Origin of the sequence: Methanoregula sp. (assembly GCF_049686655.1) — an archaeon.
In the GTDB taxonomy this organism is placed as follows: domain Archaea; phylum Halobacteriota; class Methanomicrobia; order Methanomicrobiales; family Methanospirillaceae; genus Methanoregula.
Genome location: NZ_JBAVIG010000048.1, coordinates 43,305 through 66,894, shown reverse-complemented (window position 1 = coordinate 66,894; position 23,590 = coordinate 43,305). Strand labels below are relative to the sequence as shown.

Genomic DNA, 23,590 nt, shown 5'->3' with positions numbered 1-23,590 from the left:
CGTTGGGAGAGTTAGAATTGTTAATATCCACACTGCCCCAGCAGTCAATGTATCTTTTGTAAACATTCTCCGGTAAGAACTGCTTGTACGATGTCCAATTGATTGAACTCACGCCGTGCGACATAATGAAGTTCTTATTAGCATCGTTGAAACCGATTTCATCCGACTTCTGTTCGAAGAACTTTCGAAGGTCTTTCAGTTGGAGTTTGCCATCAATATTCGTCAGTTGCACAGGGTTCTGGAATAGCCATCGCATGAATTCATTGTAACAAAATACTAAATCACCATCTTGTTTCCCTTCTGTCAAATCCTTTAACAATGGGATAAGCACAGGGTGAAGAGGAACATAATGTTGAAGTCTTATTTTATCCTGATTCGCTTCGACGGTGAGAACATTCGGTGTTTTGGTTAGGGCATCCTTCACTTGTTTTACAGTCAATCTCGATACTGTGATAACCCTCTGACCTGTATAGGCTAAAAATAAGAGTGTTGTTTTGAAGTTCTGTTTTTTCTCACGGGGCAAATTAGAAGACTCAAGGGAGATGAGAGCATTCTTTACATCATCGCTAGTGAGTATTCTGGAGGTAAGCAGTTTGATCTCTTTTCTCACTCTCGGCTTTTCTATATAAACATCAAAGCTCTGATAATTTGAATTCATTCGTGTGCGCGTCAGATGAGTTAAAAAAGACTTCACAAACCCGAATATTTTACCCCATGAATCATGACATTTGTAATTAGAGAGGGTATATTCTCGAATTGCATTCATTGTGTCTTTAGAGATAATGCCCTGTGTAGTATCCCAAAGTATGGTTGATGCTTTGTTGAACCATAATACAGACTTTTCAGAGAGTTGAGTTGTCTTCGCTTTGAGATATTGTTCAAGTTCTTTATGAGAATACTGCAATTGTAATTCATTCAAACTCAAAGCATTTGGCTCTATTTCCAAATTCAAGCCTTCACACGGCGAAGATCTCGTGTTCGAATCACGACGGGCCCACTCCGTTTTCAACGTTTTATTTTGCCCATCCTGTTAAAGATAATTTTATTAACATACCACCGATAGTCATCGTGATGAAACCGGTTTTTGTTTACGGGGTCGGCCAAGATGTTCGGGCATCTGCCCTTGCTGCTGCAATCCGCGATATTCTCCTGAAAAGTTCGGATGGTTTCTCTTGGCTGGATAAAGGGGATACTGTTCTCTTAAAGCCGGCGCTGAACTCCTCCGATCCCTACCCCGCCACTACGCATCCTCTGGCAATTGAAGTTACCTCACAGCTTCTCGCGGAACGCGGTGCGAAAATAGTAATCGGGGACCAGTCTGGGATCGAACATGTACTGCATCACCCGGGAGGAGTGATCCGAGGAAGCAGCCGGTCCAGTTACATCAGGTCAGGTATGGGCTCAAAAGACGATACTCGGTTTGTGAGTTTCGAGGAGGGGGGATGGGATACCGGTTTTTATCACTACCGGTCCGGGAGCACCCCCTCATGGCCGTACGGTTTCTTTATCTCGGATTGGGCACGGAAAGCCGACCATATCATCAGCCTTCCGCGGTTGAGTACCCACAGTCAGGCTGGGGCTACATTGGGGTTCAAGATCATGGTAGGGATGCTACGCGAGGACAGCAGAATGGAGTTCCATGCAAACGGGCCGTATAATAACGTTATAACAAAAGCGGCGAAAGGGAGTGTACTATCGGCAAAAGACGATCATTCGGGTACCTTTTTTGAGAAGATAGTAGAAATCAGTGATGCGATAAAGGGAAAACTCCGGTTGACCATGATCGTTGCAACAGAGGCGCAGGCCACATTTGGCCCTGACCGGTTTGGAATCCGACTCGGACCGCTGGGTTTGGGTAGGGCATATGTTAAGAAACCCGAACCAGGACTGGTTTTTGCAAGCGTTGATCAGGTTGCAGCTGAAGCGTATGCCCTTGCCTTACTCAAAGATCTCAAACATGAAGTTCCATTCCTTCCGCGTATGGCAGAACATTTAATCCTCTTTCAGAACGCGAATGTCAGGGATCTTCTGACTGTACCGGTCCGCATCCACCCGTTTATCCGGCATGCAATCAGGATCGGTCTTGGAAATATGCCAGAGAGGATTGAATATACTGATGTTCCATATGCGGTACAGGATAAAATAAACGTGTATTTCTCCTGAAAATGGCAAATTCTGATGATCTCCACAGGAAACAAAGGGGTATCAATAGTCATTTTTGATGTCACTATATATCGCCTGTGTATTGCACGTGCAATACTTTGAAGTATTTTGCAATACGGTAAGAAATCCGTTTCTCATAAAACCCGGTGCGAATTATTTACCGTTTCAACGGGGTCAGGAGTTGTTCTGGCGCAGTCATGGGATCGGTTATCGGAAAGGTAAATGAATCAGGGAATGTCCCGGATATACTCGAAAAGTGAGATCCTGACCAGTAACAAATCAAGATCGGGCGTCCAGGCTACAAATGCTGAGTTTACATGTAAAGGCATGTACAATCCCGGATCAGAAGGTTCCATTATCGTTCTGTTCATGTTCTGGCAGTTCATGCTTGCGGACAGGATCTGCGATTACCGGATCTATGAATGGATCCTCCCAGTTAAGGACAATAGTCCAGAATGCCCGGTCACGATCGCGAGAGACTCGCGAGTCTTGAGGAAAAGTATTGAGCAGTCCCGCCGACCGGATTGCTCCGGACGGCAGGCGGACTGCGTGCAAAAGGAAAAAGTGAGATTATGCGTTCTTCATCTTGGCTTTTGCGACGAATCCGTCTTTGCCAATATAGTACATGAAGCCCTTTTCTTTGGCGATCTTTTCAGTACCGACTTTCTTCTTCTTGCCGGTCTTGTTGTGCTTCATCGGGGCTGCCCAGACATACCCGTCCTTGCCAATGAAGTAGAGGTATCCCTTTTCGCGCTGAATCTTTTCTTTTCCAATTTTGGTTCCCATTTAAACACCTCAAAACCTCAATCGGGTTTTGATAATGAGAATTGACGCCTGATAATATAAAAGGTTTCCGTCGAAATGCCGTCGAAGTCCGGTTTTTAGCCACATATCTGGGGGTATTTTTGACATTCTGGCGCACTAATCATCCCGATTAAATACCCGTTTAAACCGCCCAGTTTTACCTAATTCGGCACAATAACTGGCTGAATACCCCACGGGGCGGTTATGCGCACCGGAAGCGGAAGCGCAGCCCCTGGGGGGGTTATAGCGACGGTGAACTACGGGTAGGGCGCGGCACCCTCTTCCGTACAGATGAAGAGATCGTCTCATGCCATTTTTTTATCTCTGGAGAAACGAACAAGCCTCCGGGCTGACAGAGAATCGTGGGGGGCATTTTATAGATTGCGAATGATGGATTAAGATCAGTCCTTTATTGCCTCAACTTCAAGCCTGACCATGCCGACATGGATTGTTCCTGCCGCATCCTGGGGGAACATGGCACAGAACTTGTCCACAAGTGCGTTGATAAAAGCTAGCTGTTCATGTGCTGGGATCCGGCAAATCCACGGGAGCCAGGTCGTACGGATCCATCCGGCAAACCCTTCGCGGGATTGATACGTCATGTCCTTCTGTATGAGATCTACCCGGACAGGTATCATACCTGCAGCTGTGATCATGGTCCGGTATTCTCCAACACCAAAAAAACCATACCGGAAAGAAAAACCGGAAAAATATCTGCCCCAGGATTCGTTTTCGATAATCAGCGCATCAATCGCTTTAAACACTCCTGCTGCATTTCCCTTGCCACCCATCTGGATCAGCATCCTCCCGCCGGGAACCAGGGCTCGTCCAATACCGGTGAGAATCGGGAGGTGATCGGGGATCCAGTGCAAAGCGGCATTCGAGAAGACTATATCGAATTCTTCCCGATAATCCAGGGACTCGGCCGGAATCCTGCGAAAGGAAAGATTCGGGTACTGCGTGGTGGAAAAGTGTTTGCAGGCAAAACCTATCATATCTGAAGAACTGTCAATACCGACTGCCTTGCCCCAGGGGAGTTTACGTGCAATTCCGGCAGTCACGCTACCGTCCCCACATCCGATATCCAGCACCCGCTCGTTCCCAGTGAGTGCCAATTTTCTCACCAGTTCCTCCGCCCACATTTTCTGAGCTGGGGAACTGTTCCGGTAATCCTCCGGATTCCAGCGGAATGCCGGTCCGTTCGTATTCTCGACCACGGGAATCTCCAAAGTAATATCAGAAATCTCCGTGCGATGAATCTTCCGGCTGCTTATAAGAAATGCGCCGCACATTTATCGCAGAAAAGATCCCATGATTACCGGGTTATCCGTGTACTTTCATCTCATCCTTACCGATGAATGCAACCTCTGTTGCAGTTATTGCCGGGCAAAGGCCTTTCTCGATCTTCCCGAGAGCGATGACGAGCGTGCTGTCATCATTGACGAAAATCTGCCGGTTGATATTGCATATGATACGGAAGAACTCTACAGGTTCCTTAAGCGGGATCCATCGCCCACTCTTACGTTTTACGGTGGCGAGCCACTCCTTCGGGCAAATTTGATCGAGCGCATAATGCACGAGGCCCCTGTGCAGCGGTTCATGATACAGACCAACGGTCTGCTGCTCGATCGGCTCCCACCGGAGACCATAAACAGGTTTGCTACTATCCTCGTGTCGATTGACGGCAGGGAACAGCTGACCGATGTCCACCGCGGGAGGGGAGTATACCATAGGGTTATGGAGAATGTCAGGAAGATCAGGTCACGAGGATATGAAGGAGAACTTATCGCCCGCATGACTGTCACGGAAAAGACGGATATAGTTGATGCAGTCAGTCACCTTGCCGATAACCCGGACTATTCCTTCTCATCCATTCACTGGCAGATCGATGCAAATTTTGCCGGCGATTTTTCACAGCGCCGGTTTTTTGACTGGGCCGGTGGATGCTACAATCCCGGGATCCGCAGTCTTGTCAATGACTGGATCTCCCGTATGGAGAATACCGGCACAATCCCGAAATGGTATCCCTTCCTTGACCCGATGGAGGATCTGCTCAACGGTCGCACGAGCCGTCTCAGGTGCGGTTCGGGCTATGCCAATTACAGTATCCTGACCGATGGTCACATCGTTCCCTGCCCGGTCATGATCGGCATGCAGCAGTATTATCTCGGCCACATCAGCACAGCCGATCCGCTCAATCTTCCGGACATCCCGGTGGGCGGCGAATGTACCGGATGCCGGCTTGCGGATTTCTGTGGCGGGAGATGCCTCTATTCCAACATTACACGCCCATGGGATGAGGCGGAGCGCAAGCTTGTCTGTGGGACTATTGAGAATCTGCACGATGCCCTTATGGAAGCGTTGCCCCGGGTCCGGGACCTGATCACCCGGGGTACGATACGCAACACAGGATTCGCACATGAAAAATTCAACGGATGCGAGATTATTCCTTAAATTTTCCATCCCGGCATTTGTATAATCCCTCTACCATAATGCAGGGACTGTCTCCCCAAACACCGGAAACCCGGTTCTGATTCCCTTTATTTACCATTTTTATCAATAGTTTTCCAGCTATATGGATTCAGGGTTTGCCGGATCCGATAGCCTCAAGATACTGTTGTCCCCATCATACTTCATGACAGGATCGTGGAGAGTGGCAAAAGAATCCGCAGACAGGGAGGGGTTGACGCAGGTCTATCACGATTGCGACGACAACATCTATGGGGCCTGCGGAGCAGGTGAGCGGCAGGGGTCCTTCAAAGCCGGGATCTTCATCGAACATCGCTGCCTCTGTATGCCGGCACACCTGAGCTGCGAAGAACTGGAAGAGAAAGAGCGAAAATTCCATCAGGAAAATCCTGATTGGTAATATCGCAGTCGCTTGAAATCTGGCTATATTACTATACTTTATTTTTTTTGTTTAATTTCCTGTCGGAACCGGTGGAGAATATCATAGAGCATAAGGCGGAATTCCACTCCTATCTCTTCCCATGACTTAGCGTCCAGCACCCTGTCATTGGCAAGTACATCATCATGACTTTCATGGACAACCTGGCCGTCTTCGTTTATGCCGGCCTTGGGGTGCCACCAAAGTTGCCGTACGATCTCGAAGTAGCCGCTAGCAAGGACCAGGAGAAATACCAGCGGCACGATGAGGAATGACAGGAGCCAGAACATAGGGTTCGTTATTGCCACCGAATCGATCCACTGGAATATCCGCAGGAAAAATGCAATACAGAAGACACTGCCGGTTGCTTTGATGAGTGGCGCCGGCAAGTTAAGAGGAAAGGGAAATGCACCGAAGATCGCTCCCACAAACAAGATGATCGCGATCAGGAGGAGAAGCCAGAAGTTTTCATTGATGAAACTGACTCCCTTTTGATAAACCGGGTTTGAAACATAAAAAGTAAGGATATTTGCCAAGACCACCATGATCAGGAATCCGATGATGCCAATCATCTTTGATACAAATATCCAGCCAAAAGGTTGTGTCCGACAGCGCACAATATCTCCTTCCCGGAAATGCTGTACCTATCTTGTCGGGGTGATATAAGATTGTTGGAGATCGGGAGAATTTATACAGATGATATCATGCACAATATGTATAATCCCAGACGGAAGACTATGTTGCTAAGCTATGCACATCAATTACAAAAGATATGGGCTCTACCTGCTCCGGTGGCAGGCAAGCACACCTATACTCGCCGGAGTGGGGATCATCCTTGCGTCCACGGGACAACTGGTGGCAGCGATTGTCGCAAACCTGATTGGGGGCCTTATCTTCTTCTGGGTGGATCAGTTCATTTTCACCTCGCAGTCGCTAGCTGCACAGTGGGAAGTAAGGGATAATATCACCTGTGTGGACTGCGGAAGGGTCGCTCGCGGGTACCGGCTTGTGAGATCCGGCGATTATGACAAGACCCACGATCATGAACCCGAGTTCCGCTGCGAAGAGTGCTCAAAGAAAAAAACTGAGGTGCTCAAAGGCCGGGGCATCCGGACCGAATGAGATTATTGTATTTTCGTACTTTTTTTTATTTTTTATTTCAGATTTCCCGTATAAGCCAATCCCGGTTCTGTATTTTTAACGGTGATCTGCAGTCCCACATTCATCGGGTCCCGCACGATCTCATACGAGATTCCGATCGGATTCCCGAATAGTTGTTCAACCCACTAAAAGGGCATATTATTTTGCTACATAAAAAGCATTAAAGTACAAAAAATTACAATAATGTATAAATATGTACAAAGTCAAACAATAGAGCAGAGATGTTAATCGGAAATTTCAGTACACCGGAAATATTCCCAACTGATCCGGCAGATCCCGGGAGCCTGCCAGAGAGAGTGAGAACTATGCCATTACCACTGAATCTGAATCTCGGCTACGAGGAGTTTATCACCGCTGTCAGCAACCAGCCAAAACCGCTGATCATACCGCTGTGCGCAGAACTTCCCCTGCCCGATATCTCTCCCCTCGACATTTATACAGGGACCAGAACCGGGAGCGGATTTCTCCTGGAGTCTATGGAGGGAAGTGAAAAACTTGCCCGGTACTCATTCATCGGCATCGATCCGGAGATGATAATTACTCTCGGCAGAACGGTGACCATTCGGGGCAACGAGCCATTCGTTGCTATTGCGAGGGATCCCGAAGGAGAGACACCGGTCGACAAGGTCAGATCAGTCCTTTCCCGGTTCCATTACATGAACGTCAAAGCACCCAGGTTCTTCGGTGGCCTTGTCGGCTATTTTGCGTACGACTGTATTTACTCACTCTTCGAAAAAGTTGAGAGAACAAAGACTCCGGATCCCGTCCTTGCAGACAAGGAACCTGATGCCTGTTTCATGCTTACCAAGGACTGTATTGTGATCGATCACCGGGATAGAAAGCTCTTCATCTTCTCCAGCCCGTTCCTGACGTACGATTCAGATCTCTCTGGAGAGTATTACCGAAGCGTTGCAAAGATCCAGACCATCAGTGATCGCATAGGCACACTAGTGCATGAGCACGCGGGACCGAACATTCCTGTTGATAAACCAGGTCTTCCCGTACAGGCTTATCCTTCCATCTCGCAAGAGGCATTCTATGAGGCCGTCCGGAAGGTCAAGGAGCACATTGTTGCAGGCGATATCTTCCAGGCCGTAATCTCCCGTCGCATGGAATTCCCCGTGAACCGGGACCCGTTCGCTCTCTACGCAGCACTCAGGGAGATCAACCCGAGCCCGTACATGTATTACCTGGACTTTGGCGAGGAGAAAGTGATCGGGGCAAGTCCTGAGATGCTCGTACGGGTGGAGAAACGCCGGGTGACTACGGTCCCGATAGCCGGGACCCGGCCCCGGGGCTGCACGAAAGAGGAGGACGCCCGGCTCGCGGAAGATCTTCTTGCCGACAGGAAAGAACGGGCAGAACACACGATGCTCGTAGATCTTGCAAGAAACGATCTCGGGCGGGTCTGCAGGTTCGGATCTGTTGAGGTCACAGAGTTCATGGGCATCGAGAAGTTCTCCCATGTCCAGCACATTGTCTCGACAGTCAGCGGGATACTCCGCGACAACCTTGACTGCTACGATGCATTCAGGTCCTGCTTCCCGGCAGGCACTGTATCGGGAGCACCCAAGATCCGGGCCATGCAGATCATCGATGATCAGGAGCCTGGTCCCCGCGGGCTGTACGCAGGTGCCGTAGGGTATATCGGTTTTGACCGGAACCTCGATTTTGCCATCGCCATCAGAACGATCCTGGTAAGAAACGGTATGGCTTCTGTACAGGTAGGAGCAGGGATTGTAGCTGATTCGGTCCCGGAAAATGAATGGAGGGAAACCGAGAACAAAGCGGCAGCGATGCTCCGGGCGATCGAGCAATCAGGGGCAGGGCCATGAAATCCAGGGTTCTGATCGTGGACTGTTACGACAGTTTCACCTTCAATCTCTACCAGCAGGTCGGAAAACTGGGCGCAGACCCGGTTGTACTTCCCTGCGACACACCACTCGATGTGCTGAAGAAGACCGGATGCGATCGTATAATCCTGTCACCAGGCCCGGGCTCGCCGCAGGATTCCGGCGTCTGCCTTGAAGTGCTGGAAACCCTGAGCAGGACCATTCCGACACTTGGGGTCTGCCTCGGCCACCAGGCCATTTGCACTGCGTTCGGCGGCGAAGTCATTCGGGCCGCGCACCTGATGCATGGCAAGACATCACCCATCCACCATGACGGAAAACGGATCTTCTCTGGTATCCAGCAGCCGTTCACTGCAACGCGGTACCATTCGCTGGTCGCCCGTGAGGAGTCCCTTCCCGGGGATCTGGTCGTGACGGCAACGAGCGGCGATGACGGGTACGTGATGGGCGTGAGGCACAGGAAGTTCCCGATCGAAGGGGTTCAGTTCCATCCCGAAAGCATCCTTTCCGCAGAAGGGGACAGGATTCTCAAAAATTTCCTAGACCAGACAGGAGCTGTATCATGATATTCAAAGAGGGCCTGCTGCGGGTCATCGGTCGCCAGGATCTCAGCCCGGACGAAGCGGGCGGGATCATGGATACTATTATGGAGGGAAAGGCATCGCAGGCACAGATCGGGGCATTCCTCACTGCGCTGCACATGAAAGGTGAGACACCGGAAGAGATCGCGGCATTTGCAACTGTGATGAGAAAACATGCAGTCGCCGTAAATCCGGCCATCCGGAAAACGCTCGTGGATACCTGCGGGACCGGGGGCGACGGGGCGCACACGTTTAATATCAGCACCACCGCGGCATTCGTTGCGGCAGGCGCCGGAATCCCGGTAGTCAAACACGGCAACCGGAGCGTGAGCAGCACATGCGGTTCGGCCGATGTCCTCTCCGCACTTGGGGTAAACCTTACAATTGGTCCGGAAGCCCAAGTAAGGATTATCGAGCAGGTAGGAATTGCATTCCTCTTTGCACCCAGCCACCACCCCGCCATGCGCCATGTAATGGCGGCGCGGCAGGAGCTCGGGTGCAGGACGGTCTTCAACATCCTCGGACCGCTCACCAATCCTGCCGGGGCAGGTGCGCAGGTACTCGGGGTCTATCGCCCCGGTCTCACGGTCACTATGGCAGAAGTACTTCGCCTGCTCGGGGTCTCCAGGGCGATGGTCGTGCATGGAAGCGGGCTTGACGAAATAACCACAACAGGAGAGACCCTCGTGTCAGAACTCTCCGATAATCATATCCGGAACTATACGATTTCCTGCGGGACCTTTGGCATCCCCAGTGCACATCTGTCGGATCTCGCCGGGGGGGATGCCGGGACAAACGCCCGGATCGTACGCGATATCCTTGGGGGGGAGCAGGGTGCGTGCAGGGACATCGTGCTCCTGAATGCCGGTGCTGCTATCTATATAGGTGGCGGGGCACGCGATCTCCGGGAAGGGATTGGACATGCAGCTTCGTCGATCGATTCGGGACGTGCCCTTGCCCGGCTGGACGCACTGATCGAAGCCACGCGGGGTGCAGCATGATACTGGACGAGATTGTCCGGAGATCCGAAAAACGGGCGGCAATGCTTCCGGCAACATTTCCGGAACCGCCACCACGCATTCATGCAAGTCTCGCTGCTGCGATCAGGGAGAGAAACGGGAAGAATGCAGTGATCGCGGAGATCAAGTGTGCATCTCCAAGCCGGGGCATGATACGGCGCAACGTGGATATGGCGCAGATGGCAGGAGTACTGGCAGAAGGCGGATGTGTCGCTCTCTCTGTGCTTACCGAACCCTATTTCTTCGGAGGGGCGGGGCAGGACATCACACGGGTAAAAAGCGCCGTGAACATGCCGGTCCTCCGTAAGGATTTCATCGTCGATGAACGTCAGATCGCCGAGTCGCGGGCCCTCGGGGCTGATGCCGTGCTCCTGATCGCCGCCGTGCTCGGCCCCCGGCTGCCGTTGTTTGTCGACCGTGCCGCCGATTTTGGTCTTGAGCCCCTGGTCGAAGTGCACAACCCGGCAGAAATTACATCGGCTCTCCAGACGGACGCCGCGCTCATCGGCATCAACAACCGCAATCTCGCAACGATGACTATCGACCGGTCAACTACCCGTCTCCTCTCGGAAAGCGTCCGCAGGGAGGGCCGGCTGATCGTATCCGAAAGTGGTATGAGATCTGCGGATGATGTCCGGGAGATGAAACCGTACTGCGATGCCTTCCTGATCGGCTCGTCCATCATGTCCCATGAGCACCCGAGGAAGAAGCTCGAGGAGTTTGTATGCGCATAAAGATCTGCGGTATCACCCGGCCTGTCGACGCACAAAACGCCGAAAAACTTGGCGCCAATGCAATAGGGGTTGTCGTATTCTCAGACTCACCGAGATCCGTACCGGCAGAGCGGGCACGGGAGATCTTTGACAGCATCGGGCCATTCACGACAACCGTGGCAGTGAGCCACACCCAATCCGAAGAGGACCTGGCGCGGATGATTGCCCTGAAGCCTTCGGCGATCCAGATCTCGCACCCGTTCACCTTCCGGGAAGACCCGGGTGTACGGGTGATCCGGGTGATCGGGCGAGGGGACCCTCTGCCGGGAGACTGTGACGCGATCATTATTGACGACAGCCACGGGAAGGGAAAGGTGTATGATCCCTCCTATGCCCGCGATGCAGTTGAACGATCGGCTATCCCGGTCATCCTTGCCGGGGGACTGACACCGGAAAATGTGCGGGAGGCCGTGGAGCGGGTCCATCCTTACGCGGTTGACGTAGCCACGGGTGTAGAGGCATCACCGGGGATCAAGGACAGTGAGAAAATCCGGGCGTTCATCACCGCATGCAGGAGACAGTGACATGACACAAAAAGGACGATACGGTACATTCGGCGGGCAATATGTTTCAGAAACGCTCATGGGCGCCCTGATCGAACTTGAGGAGGCATACGATAAGGTAAGCGGGGATCCGGTCTTCGCCCGGGAACTTGCCACCCTCCAGACGGAGTATGCCGGGCGGGAGACCCCGCTTACGTTCTGCGGGAACGCCTCCCGTGAACTTGGGTTCAGGATGTACCTCAAGCGCGAGGATCTCGTCCATGGCGGATCGCACAAACTCAATAACACGCTCGGGCAGGCGCTCCTCGCCCGTCGCATGGGCAAGAAGAAGCTAATCGCCGAGACCGGCGCCGGCCAGCACGGGGTTGCCACGGCAATTGTCGGGGCAGCACTCGGGATGTCTGTCGAGGTCTACATGGGGGAGCTCGACACCCGGCGACAGGCACTCAATGTCTTCCGCATGGAACTGATGGGGGCCAAAGTGGTCCCGGTAACATCGGGCACACGCACCCTCAAGGACGCAGTGAACGAGGCGCTTCGGTACTGGGTGGCGCATGTGGAGGACACCTATTTCCTCTTTGGTTCGGTAGTGGGCCCGCACCCGTACCCCCTCATGGTCCGGGATTTCCAGTCTGTGATCGGGAGAGAGACAAAGGCGCAGGTGATGGAAAAAGAAGGCCGTCTCCCGGACACGATCGTGGCATGCGTCGGCGGCGGATCGAATGCGATCGGCATCTTCTACCCGTTCCTGAACGACGATGTGGAACTCGTAGGCGTTGAAGCAGGAGGGAAGGGGATCGAGACCGGCGAACATTCCGCAACGCTCTGCGCCGGAGAGCCGGGCGTTCTGCACGGGGCACTCTCCTATCTCCTGCAGGACAGGGACGGGCAGGTGCTCCCCACCCACAGCATATCAGCAGGTCTCGATTACCCGGGCGTGGGCCCCGAACATTCGATGCTGAAGGACAGCTCCCGGGTAACCTACGAGGCAGCCAACGATTCCGATGTGCTCACCGCGTTCTCTTTCCTTTCGAGAACGGAAGGCATCATTCCTGCCCTCGAATCGGCACACGCAGTTGCCTGGGTGATGAAGAACCGGGACCGGTTCGACCGGGACGATATCATAGTCGTCAACCTCTCCGGGCGCGGGGACAAGGACGTGACCGAAGTGGCCAGGCTGCAGGGGCGTGCATTATGAGCAGGATCAACAAAGTCTTCGAACAACCCGGGACCACAGCGTTCATCGGGTTTACCGTCGGGGGGGATCCGGATGCAGGATCCTCGTTCCGGATCGCACGGGCGTTGATCGACGGAGGCACGGACATCCTCGAGATCGGCATCCCGTTCTCCGATCCCGTGGCAGACGGCCCCACCATCCAGCGTGCAGATGACCGGGCGCGGGCGGCAGGCACAACACCGACAACGATCTTTGCACTGGTAAAAAAGATCCGGGAATATTCGGAAGTCCCGATCGTCTTCCTCACGTATTACAACATAGTCTATCGCAGGGGTATCGAACGGTTTTACCGGGAGGCAGGGGAGGCAGGGGTCGATGGAATCCTTATCGCGGATATGCCGGTCGAAGAGTCGGAGGAAGTTACCGGCATCGCAGCACGGCACGGTATCGATCCGATCTTCCTGATCACAAGGACAACGGACGATGCGCGCATCAGGAAGATTGCATCAAAAGCGCGTGGGTATCTCTACCTTGTGTCCGTTCTCGGTGTCACCGGCGTCAGGGAACAGGTGCCTGAAGAGGCACTCGAGCTCCTCCGCAGGGTCAGGACGCACACGGATCTCCCGCTGGCCCTGGGCTTTGGAATCTCCACCCCGGACCACGCGAGGACGTGTGCTGCAGCCGGGGCCGATGGCATCATTGTAGGTAGTGCCATTGTCGATATCATCGAGAGAAATCTCAGGGATCCCGGCGAGATGGAACAGCAGCTCAAAAATTACGTATCCGGAATGAAGGCTGCTGCACACATCCCGCGCCGGCAGTAATATCATTCCGACGATCTTTTTATACGGGGCATGCTTATGGTATCTGGAATTATTATGATGTCCAGAACCAGTATCTTTATTATTCTCTTAGCCTGCATTATCGCCGGCTTACTTGTAGCAGGATGTACACAACAGCAGGCACCCGCCGCGGTCCAGACCACGGTCCCGACCGTTACCATATCCGTGGCAACCGCCTCAGCAACAGAGGCTCCCACAGCTGCCGTCACTGCCAATATGTCAAACCCCGCATCGGTCAACTGCGGCAATATCGGCGGGACAACCGAAATTAAGACTGCGGCAGACGGCGGTCAGTATGGCATGTGCGCCTTCCCCAACGGAACCATCTGCGAGGAATGGGCCCTCTTCAGAAACGAAGGGTGCATAACAAATGTGACTCCCGCGCCCACAACACCCGCAAATGCAAGTGCGGGCATGGCAAACCCTGCCTCAGTCAATTGCGGCAAGATCGGCGGAGCTACGGAGATCAGGACTGCCGCTGACGGTGGACAGTATGGTATGTGTACCTTCCCCAATGGGACCAGCTGCGAGGAATGGGCTCTTTTCAGAAATGAAGGGTGCGTGACAAATGTCACTCCCCAGGCAACAACATCAGCCAATGCAAGTGCGGGCATGACTGTGAATGCAGTCAATGCTTCAGCATAATTTTTCTAAAATTTTTTTGCTCTATAGAAAACCTCATAATCGCTGACGCTCTTTTGGGCTTTGCCCCCGCCGCTATGCCATCCCCCGGTTGCGATGACGATATATTACCTGCCATTTGACTATGGTCATCGCACTGCGCCCCGTCCCCCGCGGGCGACTGGTGACGCAAGAGAGGGAGATCGTCTCTTCGAAAAAAATGATTTCTACAGAACAGAATTTTTTTATTATTCTGCCGGATCCCCTTGGAATCCGTGCTCTGCGAGAATTGCAGTGACCTTTTTCACCCAGATCGGATCGTTTGTTCCCGGGGGATGCGTATGCGGCAGGCCTGCGATCTGCTCTTTCCAGACCTGCGCAAGGTACTCATCAGATGTACTTATTCCACCGGCCCCGATCACCCGGCCGACAAGCTGCCCTTCCCGGTTATAGACGAGCATCCGGTAACACCGGAACTCCCGGCAGACGGGGGGACGCGTGGCATAAATACCGCAGGCAAATCCTTCGCCACTCCGGTTCCGGCAGAGGAACGGACAGGGTTTTTTTCCTTCCCGTGCAATCCCGGGGCCATCAGTATACCGGTCTGCGATCTCGCCGGCATAGTCGGCATCCGCGTGGACCGGAAACAGGTCGCCGGTCAGGCCGTACCTGCAGTAATAATCCCGGTCGTTCAGCTGGCGCTCAATTCTTATGAACGATCCATAGCCGGCACAGCATTTCCCGCAACCATTGCAGACAAATTTCGCCATACCCTGATCGTCCTTTGGCCGGCAGCCTGATAAAAAAATGGGTAGCCAGGGGTGCATACAGGAAATATCAGGATCTTCATATCGAGAGATACCGGCTTCCGATCCCGGTGATGCTGTAGATGATCCAGTTGCCATGATATTCCCCTTCGATGAGACCGGCATCTTTCAGGATAGTGAGATGGTAGGATAGTTTCGAATCGGCAATCCGCATGAACCGGTTGATGACACAGACACAGAGCGGCTGGTCGCGGACAAGGTGGAGGATAGTCAGCCGGAGCGGGTCGGCAAGTGCATGATGGATCCGGCTTTTTTTCTCAAGATCTTCCGGAGCGGGAATCTGCCCTGCGAGTGCCTCGAACCCCCCGAGCCGGTCGAGCTCTTCCTGAACCTGGGCCGGGATACTGTTGTCTCCCGTTCTTGTGCGGCGCAGCCTGCTGCCGCAGCATGAAGGTTCTGCACGAGCCATTTCAAATTATTATGAAATGCAAACCTATATAATCATCACCCGCTCATGTTGTTTCAATAAAATTTGAAATGATGACTCCATGAACTCCCACAAGAAACCTGCAGTCGGTGAAAATGGTTGCGAAGTCTCACGCATCCCGGGCCATCACACGCTTGCCTGCAATCAGGAACTTCGTACGGTGTCCGCGCTTCCGTGGAACCTGCACCCGGAGTTCGCCGGCGTAGCGCTGCGCCACCTGGTTACCGGGGCAGATACCGGCGGGCACCTGTCGCTGCACCATGTCCAGATCGATCCCGGCTGCTCAATCGGTGACCACACCCACGCAGGCATGGTTGAGATCCACGATGTCCTGTCCGGTGGGGGGATATGTATGCTCGAGGGAATGGAAATCCAGTACCTGCCCGGCACGATGGGCATCATGCCCGCCGACCAGGTCCACAGCATCACTACCGGAGATACGGGAATGCTCCTGCTCGCGACATTTTCCCCGCCCCTTATGTAGGAAGGACAAAACATGACACCACCAACTGTTGCACCCTGTTCCTGTACCACGCGATCAGACGTTGCACCATGCAGCTGCACAGATGAGACCATGACCTCCCCGGAGATCCGCGTTGCCGATGGCAGGATCACTGCGGCCAACCGGCTCGATCATTTCCTTGCCCGCTGGGGCGTGAACCGCGGGGGGCACAGGGTCGCACCGGGACTGTACCGGCTTGGGAACCCGGGTCCTGATTCCCCGGTCTTTGCATCGGCAAACTATACGCTGAGTTTTGATGCACTCCGCTCCGCCCTTTCAGGAGTGGATGCTTATATCATTGTGCTGGACACCAACGGAATTAACGTCTGGTGTGCCGCCGGAAAAGGTACATTCGGCACGGACGAACTTGTAAGGCAGATCGGGGCCGCGGGACTTTCAGGGATAGTCCTGCACAGGAAGATCATCGTCCCCCAGCTTGGCGCTCCCGGCATATCATGGCCTGACATTCTGCGCCGGACCGGGTTCGTTGTGGAATACGGCCCGGTACGGGCCCGCGATCTGCCGGACTATCTCAGGACACATATGGCAACGCCGGCGATGCGGACGGTGGAGTTCCCGATCCGGGACAGGGCCGTGCTTGCACCGGTCGAACTGGTCCAGGTGCTGCTCCCGGCGTTCGTGGTCACCCTGGTGCTCTGGTTCCTTACAGGGATTACCGGGGCCCTTGCCGTTGCGGCAGTCGTGCTTACCGGGACCGTCCTCTTCCCGATTCTGCTGCCGTTCATCCCCACGCACGACTTCTCGACCAAGGGGTTCATCCTTGGCGGGATCGCCGCCCTGCCTTTTGCCGCATTGTTCGGAACGGATCCGCACCTTGCCGGGTGGCCGGCGGTGGGTGCAGCAATTGTCCCGCTGCTCATTATCCCTGCCGTTGTCGCATACCTCGCCCTTAATTTTACCGGATCAACCCCGTTCACTTCACGGACCGGTGTGAGAAAAGAGATCTTCCGGTACGTGCCGGTCATGGCACTCATGGCGGGCAGCGGAGTGTTACTGGGGATACTGCTGGGCGCAGGCCGGCTCCTGGGGGCGATCTGATGTCCGCTTCGGAAGAAATCCGGCAACCATCCGGCCTTTTTAACTCGTATAGGGAGACCACTCTCGTGTACTACCCGGAGCGGTGCATCAACTGCACACGCTGTCTCCAGGTCTGCCCCCACGCGGTCTTCTCACCGGGAACCGATACGGTCCGTCTCGAATGCCCGTCTGCTTGTATGGAGTGCGGGGCGTGCGCCCGGAACTGTCCGGTCCAGGCGATCGAAGTACAGAGCGGGGTCGGGTGCGCCTGGGCAATGATCAATGCTGCCCTGCGGGGAAAGGATATGGACAGCGGGGAATGCAGTTGCGGCGGGGATGGGAACTCCTGCTGTGGCATGAATGAAGAGAAATCCCCGGGCTGCGGAGAACAGTAACCTTGTGAACCGGCCGGGGATCATCACGCCATCTATGGTCCGATCGATGAACAAAGACCCGGTAATATTTGCCTTTGCCCATGCCGGAGATCCTGCCGGGCGATGCACTACAGGCAGGGGCGTCAATCGTCGGGACTGGGCGGAACGATTTCCCCAACCAGATCAATTACGCCTTTGCATTCCCCGGGATCTTCCGGGGCGCACTCGATGTGCAGGCAACCCGGATCTCTGATGAGATGAAAGTCGCTGCGGCCCGTGCCCTGGCAGATTACGTAAAGAGGCGCGCATGGACAGGATCCTCCCGGCGATACTCAACCGGGGAGTTGTGGCTGCGGTTGCCCGGGCAGTAAGTGAAGCAGCAGCAGCATGCGGTGTGCCCGCAAGCATCGGGTGATCCATAACAAGGATGAGGACCCGGCAGTGCCAGAAAGGCGCCTGCGGTCGGTTTTTACCGCTTTATCTTATTCCGGTTTTACCGCCCGGCATATATGCTCCATGAGGGCATGGTGCCGGCAGAGGTTCCTGACAAACCCGGAGCTCCGTTCATGTGGGGACAGCGGGTTCCATGTGATCCCGCAGTCCGTCTCATACAGGATCAGCCCCTCGGCCGGGGCCGGTTGGAGGGTTTTTTCCCCGGGTGAAGTGAGGAGCCGGGCGATCGAGTCTGTCTCCGCCTCACCGTTCCCCACAAGGTACAATGCCGCTGCCATGCTGCGGACCTGGTGCCACAGGAAACTCTCTGCAGTCACTTCAAGGCAGACGAACCCGTCCGTTTCCATCACCGAGATCCGCAGAATGGTCCGCAGGGGATTCCTGTCTTCAACACGTGCAAAGCTGGAAAAATTGTGGATCCCGAGAAAAGCGGCGGCAGCAATTTTCATGGGTTCGACATCCCGCGGGCGCTCGGCATAGAAGTAGCGGTACGTCCTGCTCCGGGCATCAAACCGGGGATGAAACTGTGGGGGAACCTCGGCATAGCCGGTGCACCAGCAGTCCGGGGGAAGCCGAGTATTGATTGTCTGGATCGCACGGTCCGGTGCAGCAGTCGTGAAAGCTGCCACCTGGCCGGTCGCATGGACACCCCTGTCCGTCCTTCCGGCAAACAGGAACCCTGCTTCCCGCCAGTCTTCGAACAGGCTGAGCCGCTGGCATGCAGCTACAAACTCGCCTTCCACGGTACGGGATGACGCCTGCATCTGCGATCCGAAGAACCTGCTTCCCAGGTACGAGACCCGGAATGCCAGCCTTACCGGAGCTGCATGTGTCGCGTTATCCGTTTGATCTTTCTCCATGTGTTGTTGATAGACTGGCGCGTGTAGGTGCGCAGCGGTGTCTTCCTGCCACCGCAGGATACTTTTCCGGCCCTGACTGCCTCAAGAATCGCCGGGATGTTTCTTTCAGCATCGATATACGTCCTGCCAAACCCGACAAACTTCGCGTTGTGGGCATCGCTCCCGCCAACGCACGGTTTTCCCAGCCGGCGTGCGATGCGGGCTGCTTTCTTGTTGGCCGAGCCCACAATGTACCGGCTGTTGAAGGACTCCACCGCGTCGACAACGGACATCCCCGACTTCTTGCGACGGGCAACACCGTGCCGCCATACATGGTAAGGGTGGGGAAGGATGAGGAGGCCCCCCATCCGCCGTGCAATATTGACTGTTTCCACTACATCAAGACCTGCGGGTATAACTTCCGTCACCCCGAGCACGAGGAGATGCCCCTGCTTCGTCGAGACCTCGATACCCGGGATAACAAGAACCGGGGAAGGCAGGGTGAGTGCCTTTTTTGCTCCGTCAACAGTGTCGTGATCGGTAATTGCAATCACATCAAGTCCTGCAGTCTCAGCAGCCCGGAGGATTTCTTCTACGCTGCTCTCACCGTCCTTGGAATAACTCGTGTGTACGTGCAGGTCGCAGGTCAGCATCTGATCATAGTGTTTTTATCTCTCTGGTATTAAGGGAACTTATGCGCATCCTCCTGCCCACCGGTGCCGTCACCGAAGAAATAGTCCGGAAAGCAGCCGCCGGGTTCGATGCGGAAGTCGTGGTGACCGGGAAGGTTGCATCATTCTTAACCCCGCACCACCTCAGGGAGCTGGTGACGGCCGGCGCCTATGATATGGTAATCGTGTCCGGGATGAGCACGGCATCGTTCGACCAGGTCGAGCGCGAGACGGGTGTCCCGGTCTACCGCGGGCCCCGTCATGCAGCGGATCTGGCATTGATCCTCCCGCAGCTGGGCTCGATCACACTCTCGCGTACCATCCCGGCCGATGATTTTCTTGCCATGGGCAGAGCAGCGGATGCAATGCGACGGATAGATGAGCTTGAGCGGGATGCGGACTGCGAATGCGTCATCCGAGGGACAAAAATCGGTGGAGGATCCCGGATAAAAGTGCTTGCCGAGATCATGGACGCCCACAGGAGGGACGATATCCGGGATCTGGTTGAAACGTACTTTTCGGAGGGGGCTGATATCGTAGATCTCGGCTTCGGGTTCGACGCAACTCCGGAGGAGGTCATCCGGGCGTTCGGTGCGCTGGACGGGATCGACCGGCCCCTTGCCGCCGATACCCAGGACCCGGCCCTGATCCGGGCTGCATTGTGCCGGGCTGACATCATCCTCAGTTTGCAGGAAGAGAACATCCCTCTCATCGGAACTGCTGTTGCCGAAGCCGGGGCCGCCGCGATCATCGTACCCGGGCGGAGCAAGCTTGCAAAGAATATCGTGAGGGCAAAGAGGGCGGGGATCCACTGCATTATCGCCGACCCGCTCCTCCAGCCGGTTGGATCAGGATTTGTGCAATCATTAAGGCAGTTCCGGAAAAGCCGGTATCCTCTCTTCTTTGGTGCCGGTAATGTGACTGAACTGCTCGATGCGGATTCACCGGGGATAAATGCAGTTCTCGCAGGCATGGCAATGGAGCTGGGTGCCGCCCTGATCTTCACGAGCGAGCATTCCGACAAAACCTGGGGATCCGTGAGGGAGATGCGAACGGCAGCCGAAATGATGGCACTTGCAAAAAGCCGGCCGTACCCAAAGGATCTCGGTGCAGATCTCCTTATCCTCAAGGAGAAACGCCGACGGCGTGAGCCCCCGCTCGAGTACGATGCGGTACTTCCCCTGCAGCAGGTGCCGGACGAGATTTCCTACGACACAAAAGGCAACTTCCGGATCGGGATTGAAGGAAATAGGATCGTTGCCGTGATACACGGGAAGGCAACAATCGGCACACGCTGGCAGGATGTGCTGAACACAATCATCGCCCACGGAGATGTTTCTCTCCTCGACCATGCAGGGTATCTCGGCAGGGAACTGTACAAAGCAGAACTTGCGATCCGGTATGGCCGGAGTTTTGAGCAGGACGGCGAATTCTAAAGAGTCCTGCTCTTATTCTGCCAAAATGAGGACCCGGCTCATCATGGAGTTTTTCGCATTTACATCATTACTGTGCACATGGAGAGAGAAAAACGCATACAAGTGTAAAACAGGGTGGGGAAACTGGTGCGAGTATCCCCATCCGCTGAAATTTCAGGGTATTTATCCGCACCCTCCGGCAGGACCAACAGCAACCGTATCTGTAAGGTTCGTGGCGCATTCGGCGGATTCGTTTGTGAAACTGTTGCATATTGCCTCTTTATAGGCTTCCGGTGTGCGGTCACCGGAGTATGTCACACCATTGATGATGAGCGTGGGGGATCCCGAAACACCGTTCTTGTCCGAATCGGCCTCATCGGCTTTCAGAAGCGAGACACCTTCCGGCCCGGATATGCAATTCTGAATCGTACTCATCTCAATCCCGGCTGAAGCACTCGCGTTCAGCTGGCATGCCGTCTGGGTATCCGGGCTGGTCGATACAGGATAACAAGTGGAATCGAACTGTCCGACATAGTCCCAGTATTTTCCCGGATAGTATTTCTGCATACAAACCTGCCGGAGATCTTCCTGTGCCTCAGCGGCACCATGAAGGGAGCTGACCGAAGCTGCGGTGGTGCCGGAGACCGTTGTGATATAACGCAGCCGTATATCCACTTTGGACTCCAGGAGGTCCACGACAGGTTTCATCGCCGCTTCTGCCTGCGTCCCGTAAGGGCAGAATGCCATCACGTAGAGGTTAACGACCGGGCGATCGGATTTCACCGTGGGCTGCCGGGCTGCAGCCTGACTGCCTGCACCAGTGGACGCATTCATATCGTAATAATTGGTGAACAACAGGTTGCAGTCCCGTGTTGCATAGAGGGAAACCGGTTGCGAGTCGTACTGAATTGCAATTTCATAAATGCCATTGACATCTGTGACATGATCGAGAGATGCCTGCGATCCCTGCTGGACCAGGTTCTGGTTGACATAATGAAGGACCTTGTATCCGCAGGCCTGGGAAGAGACCTGCTGCCCCGCAGATGAGGGGGAAAACCAGACCGCAAACGCGATGACAAGCACCGCGAAAAATACTACAATCACTGCAATTGCAGTCTTTCCGAAAAATGGGGTCATTGCACCGGACGGTGACTTCCCTGTGTCTTCTGTCATGATACCTGCTGAAATATGATCAGGGTGCGGCAGATAAATAGCCGCAGGATCTTGGCAACACAGAATAGCAAACATCGGGCAGGATAGTTCCGGACACCACCGTACTGACCGGCAGTGGATCCTGATCGTGTGCGTCAACCCTTTTATTCCAGTACTCCCTCATTCCTATACATGTCAACGCAGGCCCGAGCATCCCACATCCTTGTAAAGACTGAAGACCAGGCCGACCAGATCCTCAAACGTCTCGCAGAGGGGGAGGAGTTCGACAAGGTCGCCCGCAGGTTTTCGTCCTGCCCTTCGGGAAAACAGGGAGGCGATCTCGGCTGGTTCGGCAAAGGCATGATGGTACCCGAGTTCGAGAAGATTGCCTTTGAGGAGCAGGTAGGCAAGGTTTTCGGACCGGTCAAGACCCAGTTCGGGTACCACGTCATCAAGGTCACAGGCAGGAAATAATCCTTTTTTGACAGGGCGCCGGTGTATTGCCTACAGAAGCTGAATTTACGGGAATCAGCCTCCCGCAGGCTGAAAGCAGCATTATGAAAAGAGTGCGATAACCCTCTTTTTTTTACGTGAGGAGAGTTTTTTTGCGATCGCGTCCAAGAAGATGGGTACAGTACGTCATGTGCTAAAAGAAGGACAGTTGCATGAACATACGCGGTATCCGACAGTCACTCCTCTCCCTGCTCCTCGAGATGGGACAGGAAAGCCATCCCAACGAGTTTGTCGGCCTGATCCGCGAGCAGGACGGGATCATGGAGGAATTCAACCTGCTGCCCGGGACGATCGGGCGCGAAAACTCCGCATCTCTCCTCTACGACATGATGCCCCTCGATACGCATCTTGCAGGAAGCGCCCACAGCCACCCGAACGGTGTTCTCCGGCCTTCAGACGCTGATGTAAGGTTCTTCCCGCGGACCGGCAGGTACCACCTGATCATCGGGTTCCCGTACCGGGAGAACGACTGGCGCTGTTTCACCGCTGACGGCGAACCCTGCACCCTGGATGTGATCCCGTGACCGCCCGGCGCGTCGTTGCCACCGGCACATTCGACATCCTCCATCCCGGCCATCTCTTCTATCTCGAAGAGTCCCGGAAACTGGGGGACGAACTAATCGTGATCGTTGCCCGGGATATCAACGTGAAGCACAAGCCCCGCCCGGTTATCCCGGAAGAGCACCGGCTTCGCATGGTGGCGGCGTTAAAGCCCGTAGACAGGGCAGTTCTCGGGGACAAGTCGGACATGTTCCGCCCGATCGAGGAACTCATGCCGGATGTCATCACGATCGGGTTCAACCAGATGTTCGATGAGACAAAACTGGCCGGGCAACTCCGGGCCCGCAACCTTACCCCGGAGATCATCCGGATCGGGAGATGTCCTGACGGGGATCTCTGCAGTTCCCGTCTTGTGGTCCAGCGCATCATCGACAAGCGCTCCCACGACCAGCACCACCCGGCTCCTCAGACCTGAAAAAAGGATGCCGGCCATT

Annotated in this window: 29 protein-coding genes; 20 read left to right on the top strand and 9 right to left on the bottom strand. The window is 54.5% G+C overall.

The window, feature by feature from the left end; all coding sequences use genetic code 11:
- The coding region (locus tag WBL42_RS06405) for a hypothetical protein (RefSeq protein WP_424720437.1) at positions 1-946 on the bottom strand (946 nt) is incomplete at its 3' end.
- Between the two features lie 125 nt (positions 947-1,071).
- Here WBL42_RS06405 and WBL42_RS06400 point away from each other — a divergent pair.
- Positions 1,072-2,163 (top strand): DUF362 domain-containing protein, encoded by a 1,092-nt coding sequence (locus WBL42_RS06400; protein WP_424720436.1) that lies wholly within the window; start codon positions 1,072-1,074, stop codon positions 2,161-2,163.
- 570 nt (positions 2,164-2,733) lie between these two features.
- Here the strand turns inward: WBL42_RS06400 and WBL42_RS06395 are convergent.
- Positions 2,734-2,949 (bottom strand): hypothetical protein, encoded by a 216-nt coding sequence (locus WBL42_RS06395; RefSeq protein ID WP_299968050.1) that lies wholly within the window; start codon positions 2,947-2,949, stop codon positions 2,734-2,736.
- 419 nt (positions 2,950-3,368) lie between these two features.
- The gene (locus tag WBL42_RS06390; RefSeq protein WP_424720435.1) at positions 3,369-4,184 is read right to left on the bottom strand and encodes a class I SAM-dependent methyltransferase; all 816 of its coding nucleotides are present in this window, start codon (positions 4,182-4,184) and stop codon (positions 3,369-3,371) included.
- A gap of 94 nt (positions 4,185-4,278) precedes the next feature.
- Here WBL42_RS06390 and WBL42_RS06385 point away from each other — a divergent pair, with 94 nt between their 5' ends.
- Together WBL42_RS06385 and WBL42_RS06380 are read left to right on the top strand one after the other, a co-directional pair.
- Positions 4,279-5,421, top strand: a complete 1,143-nt coding sequence (locus tag WBL42_RS06385; protein ID WP_424720434.1) for a TIGR04084 family radical SAM/SPASM domain-containing protein — start codon at positions 4,279-4,281, stop codon at positions 5,419-5,421.
- 199 nt (positions 5,422-5,620) lie between these two features.
- A complete protein-coding gene (locus tag WBL42_RS06380) occupies positions 5,621-5,836 on the top strand; it encodes a hypothetical protein (protein ID WP_424720433.1) in 216 nt (71 codons plus the stop codon).
- Between the two features lie 38 nt (positions 5,837-5,874).
- Here WBL42_RS06380 and WBL42_RS06375 read toward each other — a convergent pair whose 3' ends face one another.
- Complete coding sequence (locus WBL42_RS06375; RefSeq protein WP_424720432.1) at positions 5,875-6,426, bottom strand: hypothetical protein; 552 nt, start codon at positions 6,424-6,426, stop codon at positions 5,875-5,877.
- Between the two features lie 178 nt (positions 6,427-6,604).
- Between WBL42_RS06375 and WBL42_RS06370 the strand changes: the two genes are divergently transcribed.
- The 9 genes from WBL42_RS06370 (at position 6,605) to WBL42_RS06330 (ending at position 14,408) form a co-directional block, all read left to right on the top strand.
- Positions 6,605-6,976, top strand: coding sequence for a hypothetical protein (locus WBL42_RS06370; RefSeq protein ID WP_424720431.1), 372 nt, complete (start codon positions 6,605-6,607; stop codon positions 6,974-6,976).
- 344 nt (positions 6,977-7,320) lie between these two features.
- Positions 7,321-8,850 (top strand): anthranilate synthase component I, encoded by a 1,530-nt coding sequence (gene trpE / locus WBL42_RS06365; protein ID WP_424720430.1) that lies wholly within the window; start codon positions 7,321-7,323, stop codon positions 8,848-8,850.
- Positions 8,847-9,434 carry an anthranilate synthase component II gene (locus WBL42_RS06360; RefSeq protein WP_424720429.1) on the top strand — a complete coding sequence of 196 codons (588 nt, stop codon included), beginning with the start codon at positions 8,847-8,849 and terminating at the stop codon, positions 9,432-9,434. The genes trpE and WBL42_RS06360 overlap by 4 nt, the downstream gene beginning before the upstream one ends.
- Positions 9,431-10,450 (top strand): anthranilate phosphoribosyltransferase, encoded by a 1,020-nt coding sequence (gene trpD / locus WBL42_RS06355; protein ID WP_424720428.1) that lies wholly within the window; start codon positions 9,431-9,433, stop codon positions 10,448-10,450. Before WBL42_RS06360 ends, trpD begins: the two co-directional genes overlap by 4 nt.
- Positions 10,447-11,202 (top strand): indole-3-glycerol phosphate synthase TrpC, encoded by a 756-nt coding sequence (locus tag WBL42_RS06350; RefSeq protein WP_424720427.1) that lies wholly within the window; start codon positions 10,447-10,449, stop codon positions 11,200-11,202. The genes trpD and WBL42_RS06350 overlap by 4 nt, the downstream gene beginning before the upstream one ends.
- Positions 11,193-11,765, top strand: a complete 573-nt coding sequence (locus WBL42_RS06345) for a phosphoribosylanthranilate isomerase (RefSeq protein WP_424720426.1) — start codon at positions 11,193-11,195, stop codon at positions 11,763-11,765. The genes WBL42_RS06350 and WBL42_RS06345 overlap by 10 nt, the downstream gene beginning before the upstream one ends.
- A gap of 1 nt (position 11,766) precedes the next feature.
- Positions 11,767-12,942, top strand: a complete 1,176-nt coding sequence (gene trpB, locus WBL42_RS06340; protein ID WP_424720425.1) for a tryptophan synthase subunit beta — start codon at positions 11,767-11,769, stop codon at positions 12,940-12,942.
- Positions 12,939-13,745 (top strand): tryptophan synthase subunit alpha, encoded by an 807-nt coding sequence (gene trpA / locus WBL42_RS06335; protein WP_424720424.1) that lies wholly within the window; start codon positions 12,939-12,941, stop codon positions 13,743-13,745. Before trpB ends, trpA begins: the two co-directional genes overlap by 4 nt.
- Positions 13,746-13,799: 54 nt before the next feature.
- Positions 13,800-14,408, top strand: a complete 609-nt coding sequence (locus WBL42_RS06330; protein ID WP_424720423.1) for a DUF333 domain-containing protein — start codon at positions 13,800-13,802, stop codon at positions 14,406-14,408.
- Positions 14,409-14,632: 224 nt separating this feature from the next.
- On the opposite strand, the gene WBL42_RS06325 is transcribed toward WBL42_RS06330, so the two are convergent.
- Together WBL42_RS06325 and WBL42_RS06320 are read right to left on the bottom strand one after the other, a co-directional pair.
- Complete coding sequence (locus WBL42_RS06325; RefSeq protein ID WP_424720422.1) at positions 14,633-15,154, bottom strand: YkgJ family cysteine cluster protein; 522 nt, start codon at positions 15,152-15,154, stop codon at positions 14,633-14,635.
- Positions 15,155-15,230: 76 nt separating this feature from the next.
- On the bottom strand, positions 15,231-15,620 hold the full coding sequence (locus WBL42_RS06320) for an ArsR/SmtB family transcription factor (RefSeq protein ID WP_424720421.1): 390 nt from the start codon (positions 15,618-15,620) through the stop codon (positions 15,231-15,233).
- 79 nt (positions 15,621-15,699) lie between these two features.
- On the opposite strand from WBL42_RS06320, the gene WBL42_RS06315 reads away from it, so the two are divergent.
- The 4 genes from WBL42_RS06315 (at position 15,700) to WBL42_RS06300 (ending at position 17,923) form a co-directional block, all read left to right on the top strand.
- A complete protein-coding gene (locus WBL42_RS06315; protein ID WP_424720420.1) occupies positions 15,700-16,122 on the top strand; it encodes a cupin domain-containing protein in 423 nt (140 codons plus the stop codon).
- A 12-nt stretch (positions 16,123-16,134) separates the two neighbouring features.
- Positions 16,135-17,199: a mercury methylation corrinoid protein HgcA gene (gene hgcA / locus WBL42_RS06310; protein WP_424720419.1), complete on the top strand. Its 1,065-nt coding sequence runs from the start codon at positions 16,135-16,137 to the stop codon at positions 17,197-17,199.
- A gap of 65 nt (positions 17,200-17,264) precedes the next feature.
- A complete protein-coding gene (hgcB, locus tag WBL42_RS06305) occupies positions 17,265-17,573 on the top strand; it encodes a mercury methylation ferredoxin HgcB (protein WP_424720418.1) in 309 nt (102 codons plus the stop codon).
- Positions 17,574-17,653: 80 nt separating this feature from the next.
- Positions 17,654-17,923, top strand: coding sequence for a malic enzyme-like NAD(P)-binding protein (locus WBL42_RS06300; protein WP_424720417.1), 270 nt, complete (start codon positions 17,654-17,656; stop codon positions 17,921-17,923).
- A gap of 111 nt (positions 17,924-18,034) precedes the next feature.
- Here WBL42_RS06300 and truA read toward each other — a convergent pair whose 3' ends face one another.
- Positions 18,035-18,865, bottom strand: a complete 831-nt coding sequence (gene truA / locus WBL42_RS06295) for a tRNA pseudouridine(38-40) synthase TruA (protein WP_424720416.1) — start codon at positions 18,863-18,865, stop codon at positions 18,035-18,037.
- Positions 18,820-19,497 carry a CehA/McbA family metallohydrolase gene (locus tag WBL42_RS06290; RefSeq protein WP_424720415.1) on the bottom strand — a complete coding sequence of 226 codons (678 nt, stop codon included), beginning with the start codon at positions 19,495-19,497 and terminating at the stop codon, positions 18,820-18,822. The genes truA and WBL42_RS06290 overlap by 46 nt, the downstream gene beginning before the upstream one ends.
- Positions 19,498-19,538: 41 nt before the next feature.
- Here WBL42_RS06290 and WBL42_RS06285 point away from each other — a divergent pair, with 41 nt between their 5' ends.
- Complete coding sequence (locus WBL42_RS06285; RefSeq protein ID WP_424720414.1) at positions 19,539-20,951, top strand: dihydropteroate synthase-like protein; 1,413 nt, start codon at positions 19,539-19,541, stop codon at positions 20,949-20,951.
- A gap of 162 nt (positions 20,952-21,113) precedes the next feature.
- On the opposite strand, the gene WBL42_RS06280 is transcribed toward WBL42_RS06285, so the two are convergent.
- On the bottom strand, positions 21,114-22,103 hold the full coding sequence (locus WBL42_RS06280) for a DsbA family protein (RefSeq protein WP_424720413.1): 990 nt from the start codon (positions 22,101-22,103) through the stop codon (positions 21,114-21,116).
- Positions 22,104-22,274: 171 nt separating this feature from the next.
- On the opposite strand from WBL42_RS06280, the gene WBL42_RS06275 reads away from it, so the two are divergent.
- The 3 genes from WBL42_RS06275 (at position 22,275) to WBL42_RS06265 (ending at position 23,571) form a co-directional block, all read left to right on the top strand.
- Positions 22,275-22,556: a peptidylprolyl isomerase gene (locus tag WBL42_RS06275; protein ID WP_424720412.1), complete on the top strand. Its 282-nt coding sequence runs from the start codon at positions 22,275-22,277 to the stop codon at positions 22,554-22,556.
- A 191-nt stretch (positions 22,557-22,747) separates the two neighbouring features.
- The gene (locus WBL42_RS06270; protein ID WP_424720411.1) at positions 22,748-23,119 is read left to right on the top strand and encodes a Mov34/MPN/PAD-1 family protein; all 372 of its coding nucleotides are present in this window, start codon (positions 22,748-22,750) and stop codon (positions 23,117-23,119) included.
- Positions 23,116-23,571 carry an adenylyltransferase/cytidyltransferase family protein gene (locus WBL42_RS06265; protein ID WP_424720410.1) on the top strand — a complete coding sequence of 152 codons (456 nt, stop codon included), beginning with the start codon at positions 23,116-23,118 and terminating at the stop codon, positions 23,569-23,571. Before WBL42_RS06270 ends, WBL42_RS06265 begins: the two co-directional genes overlap by 4 nt.
- Positions 23,572-23,590 lie beyond the last annotated feature (19 nt).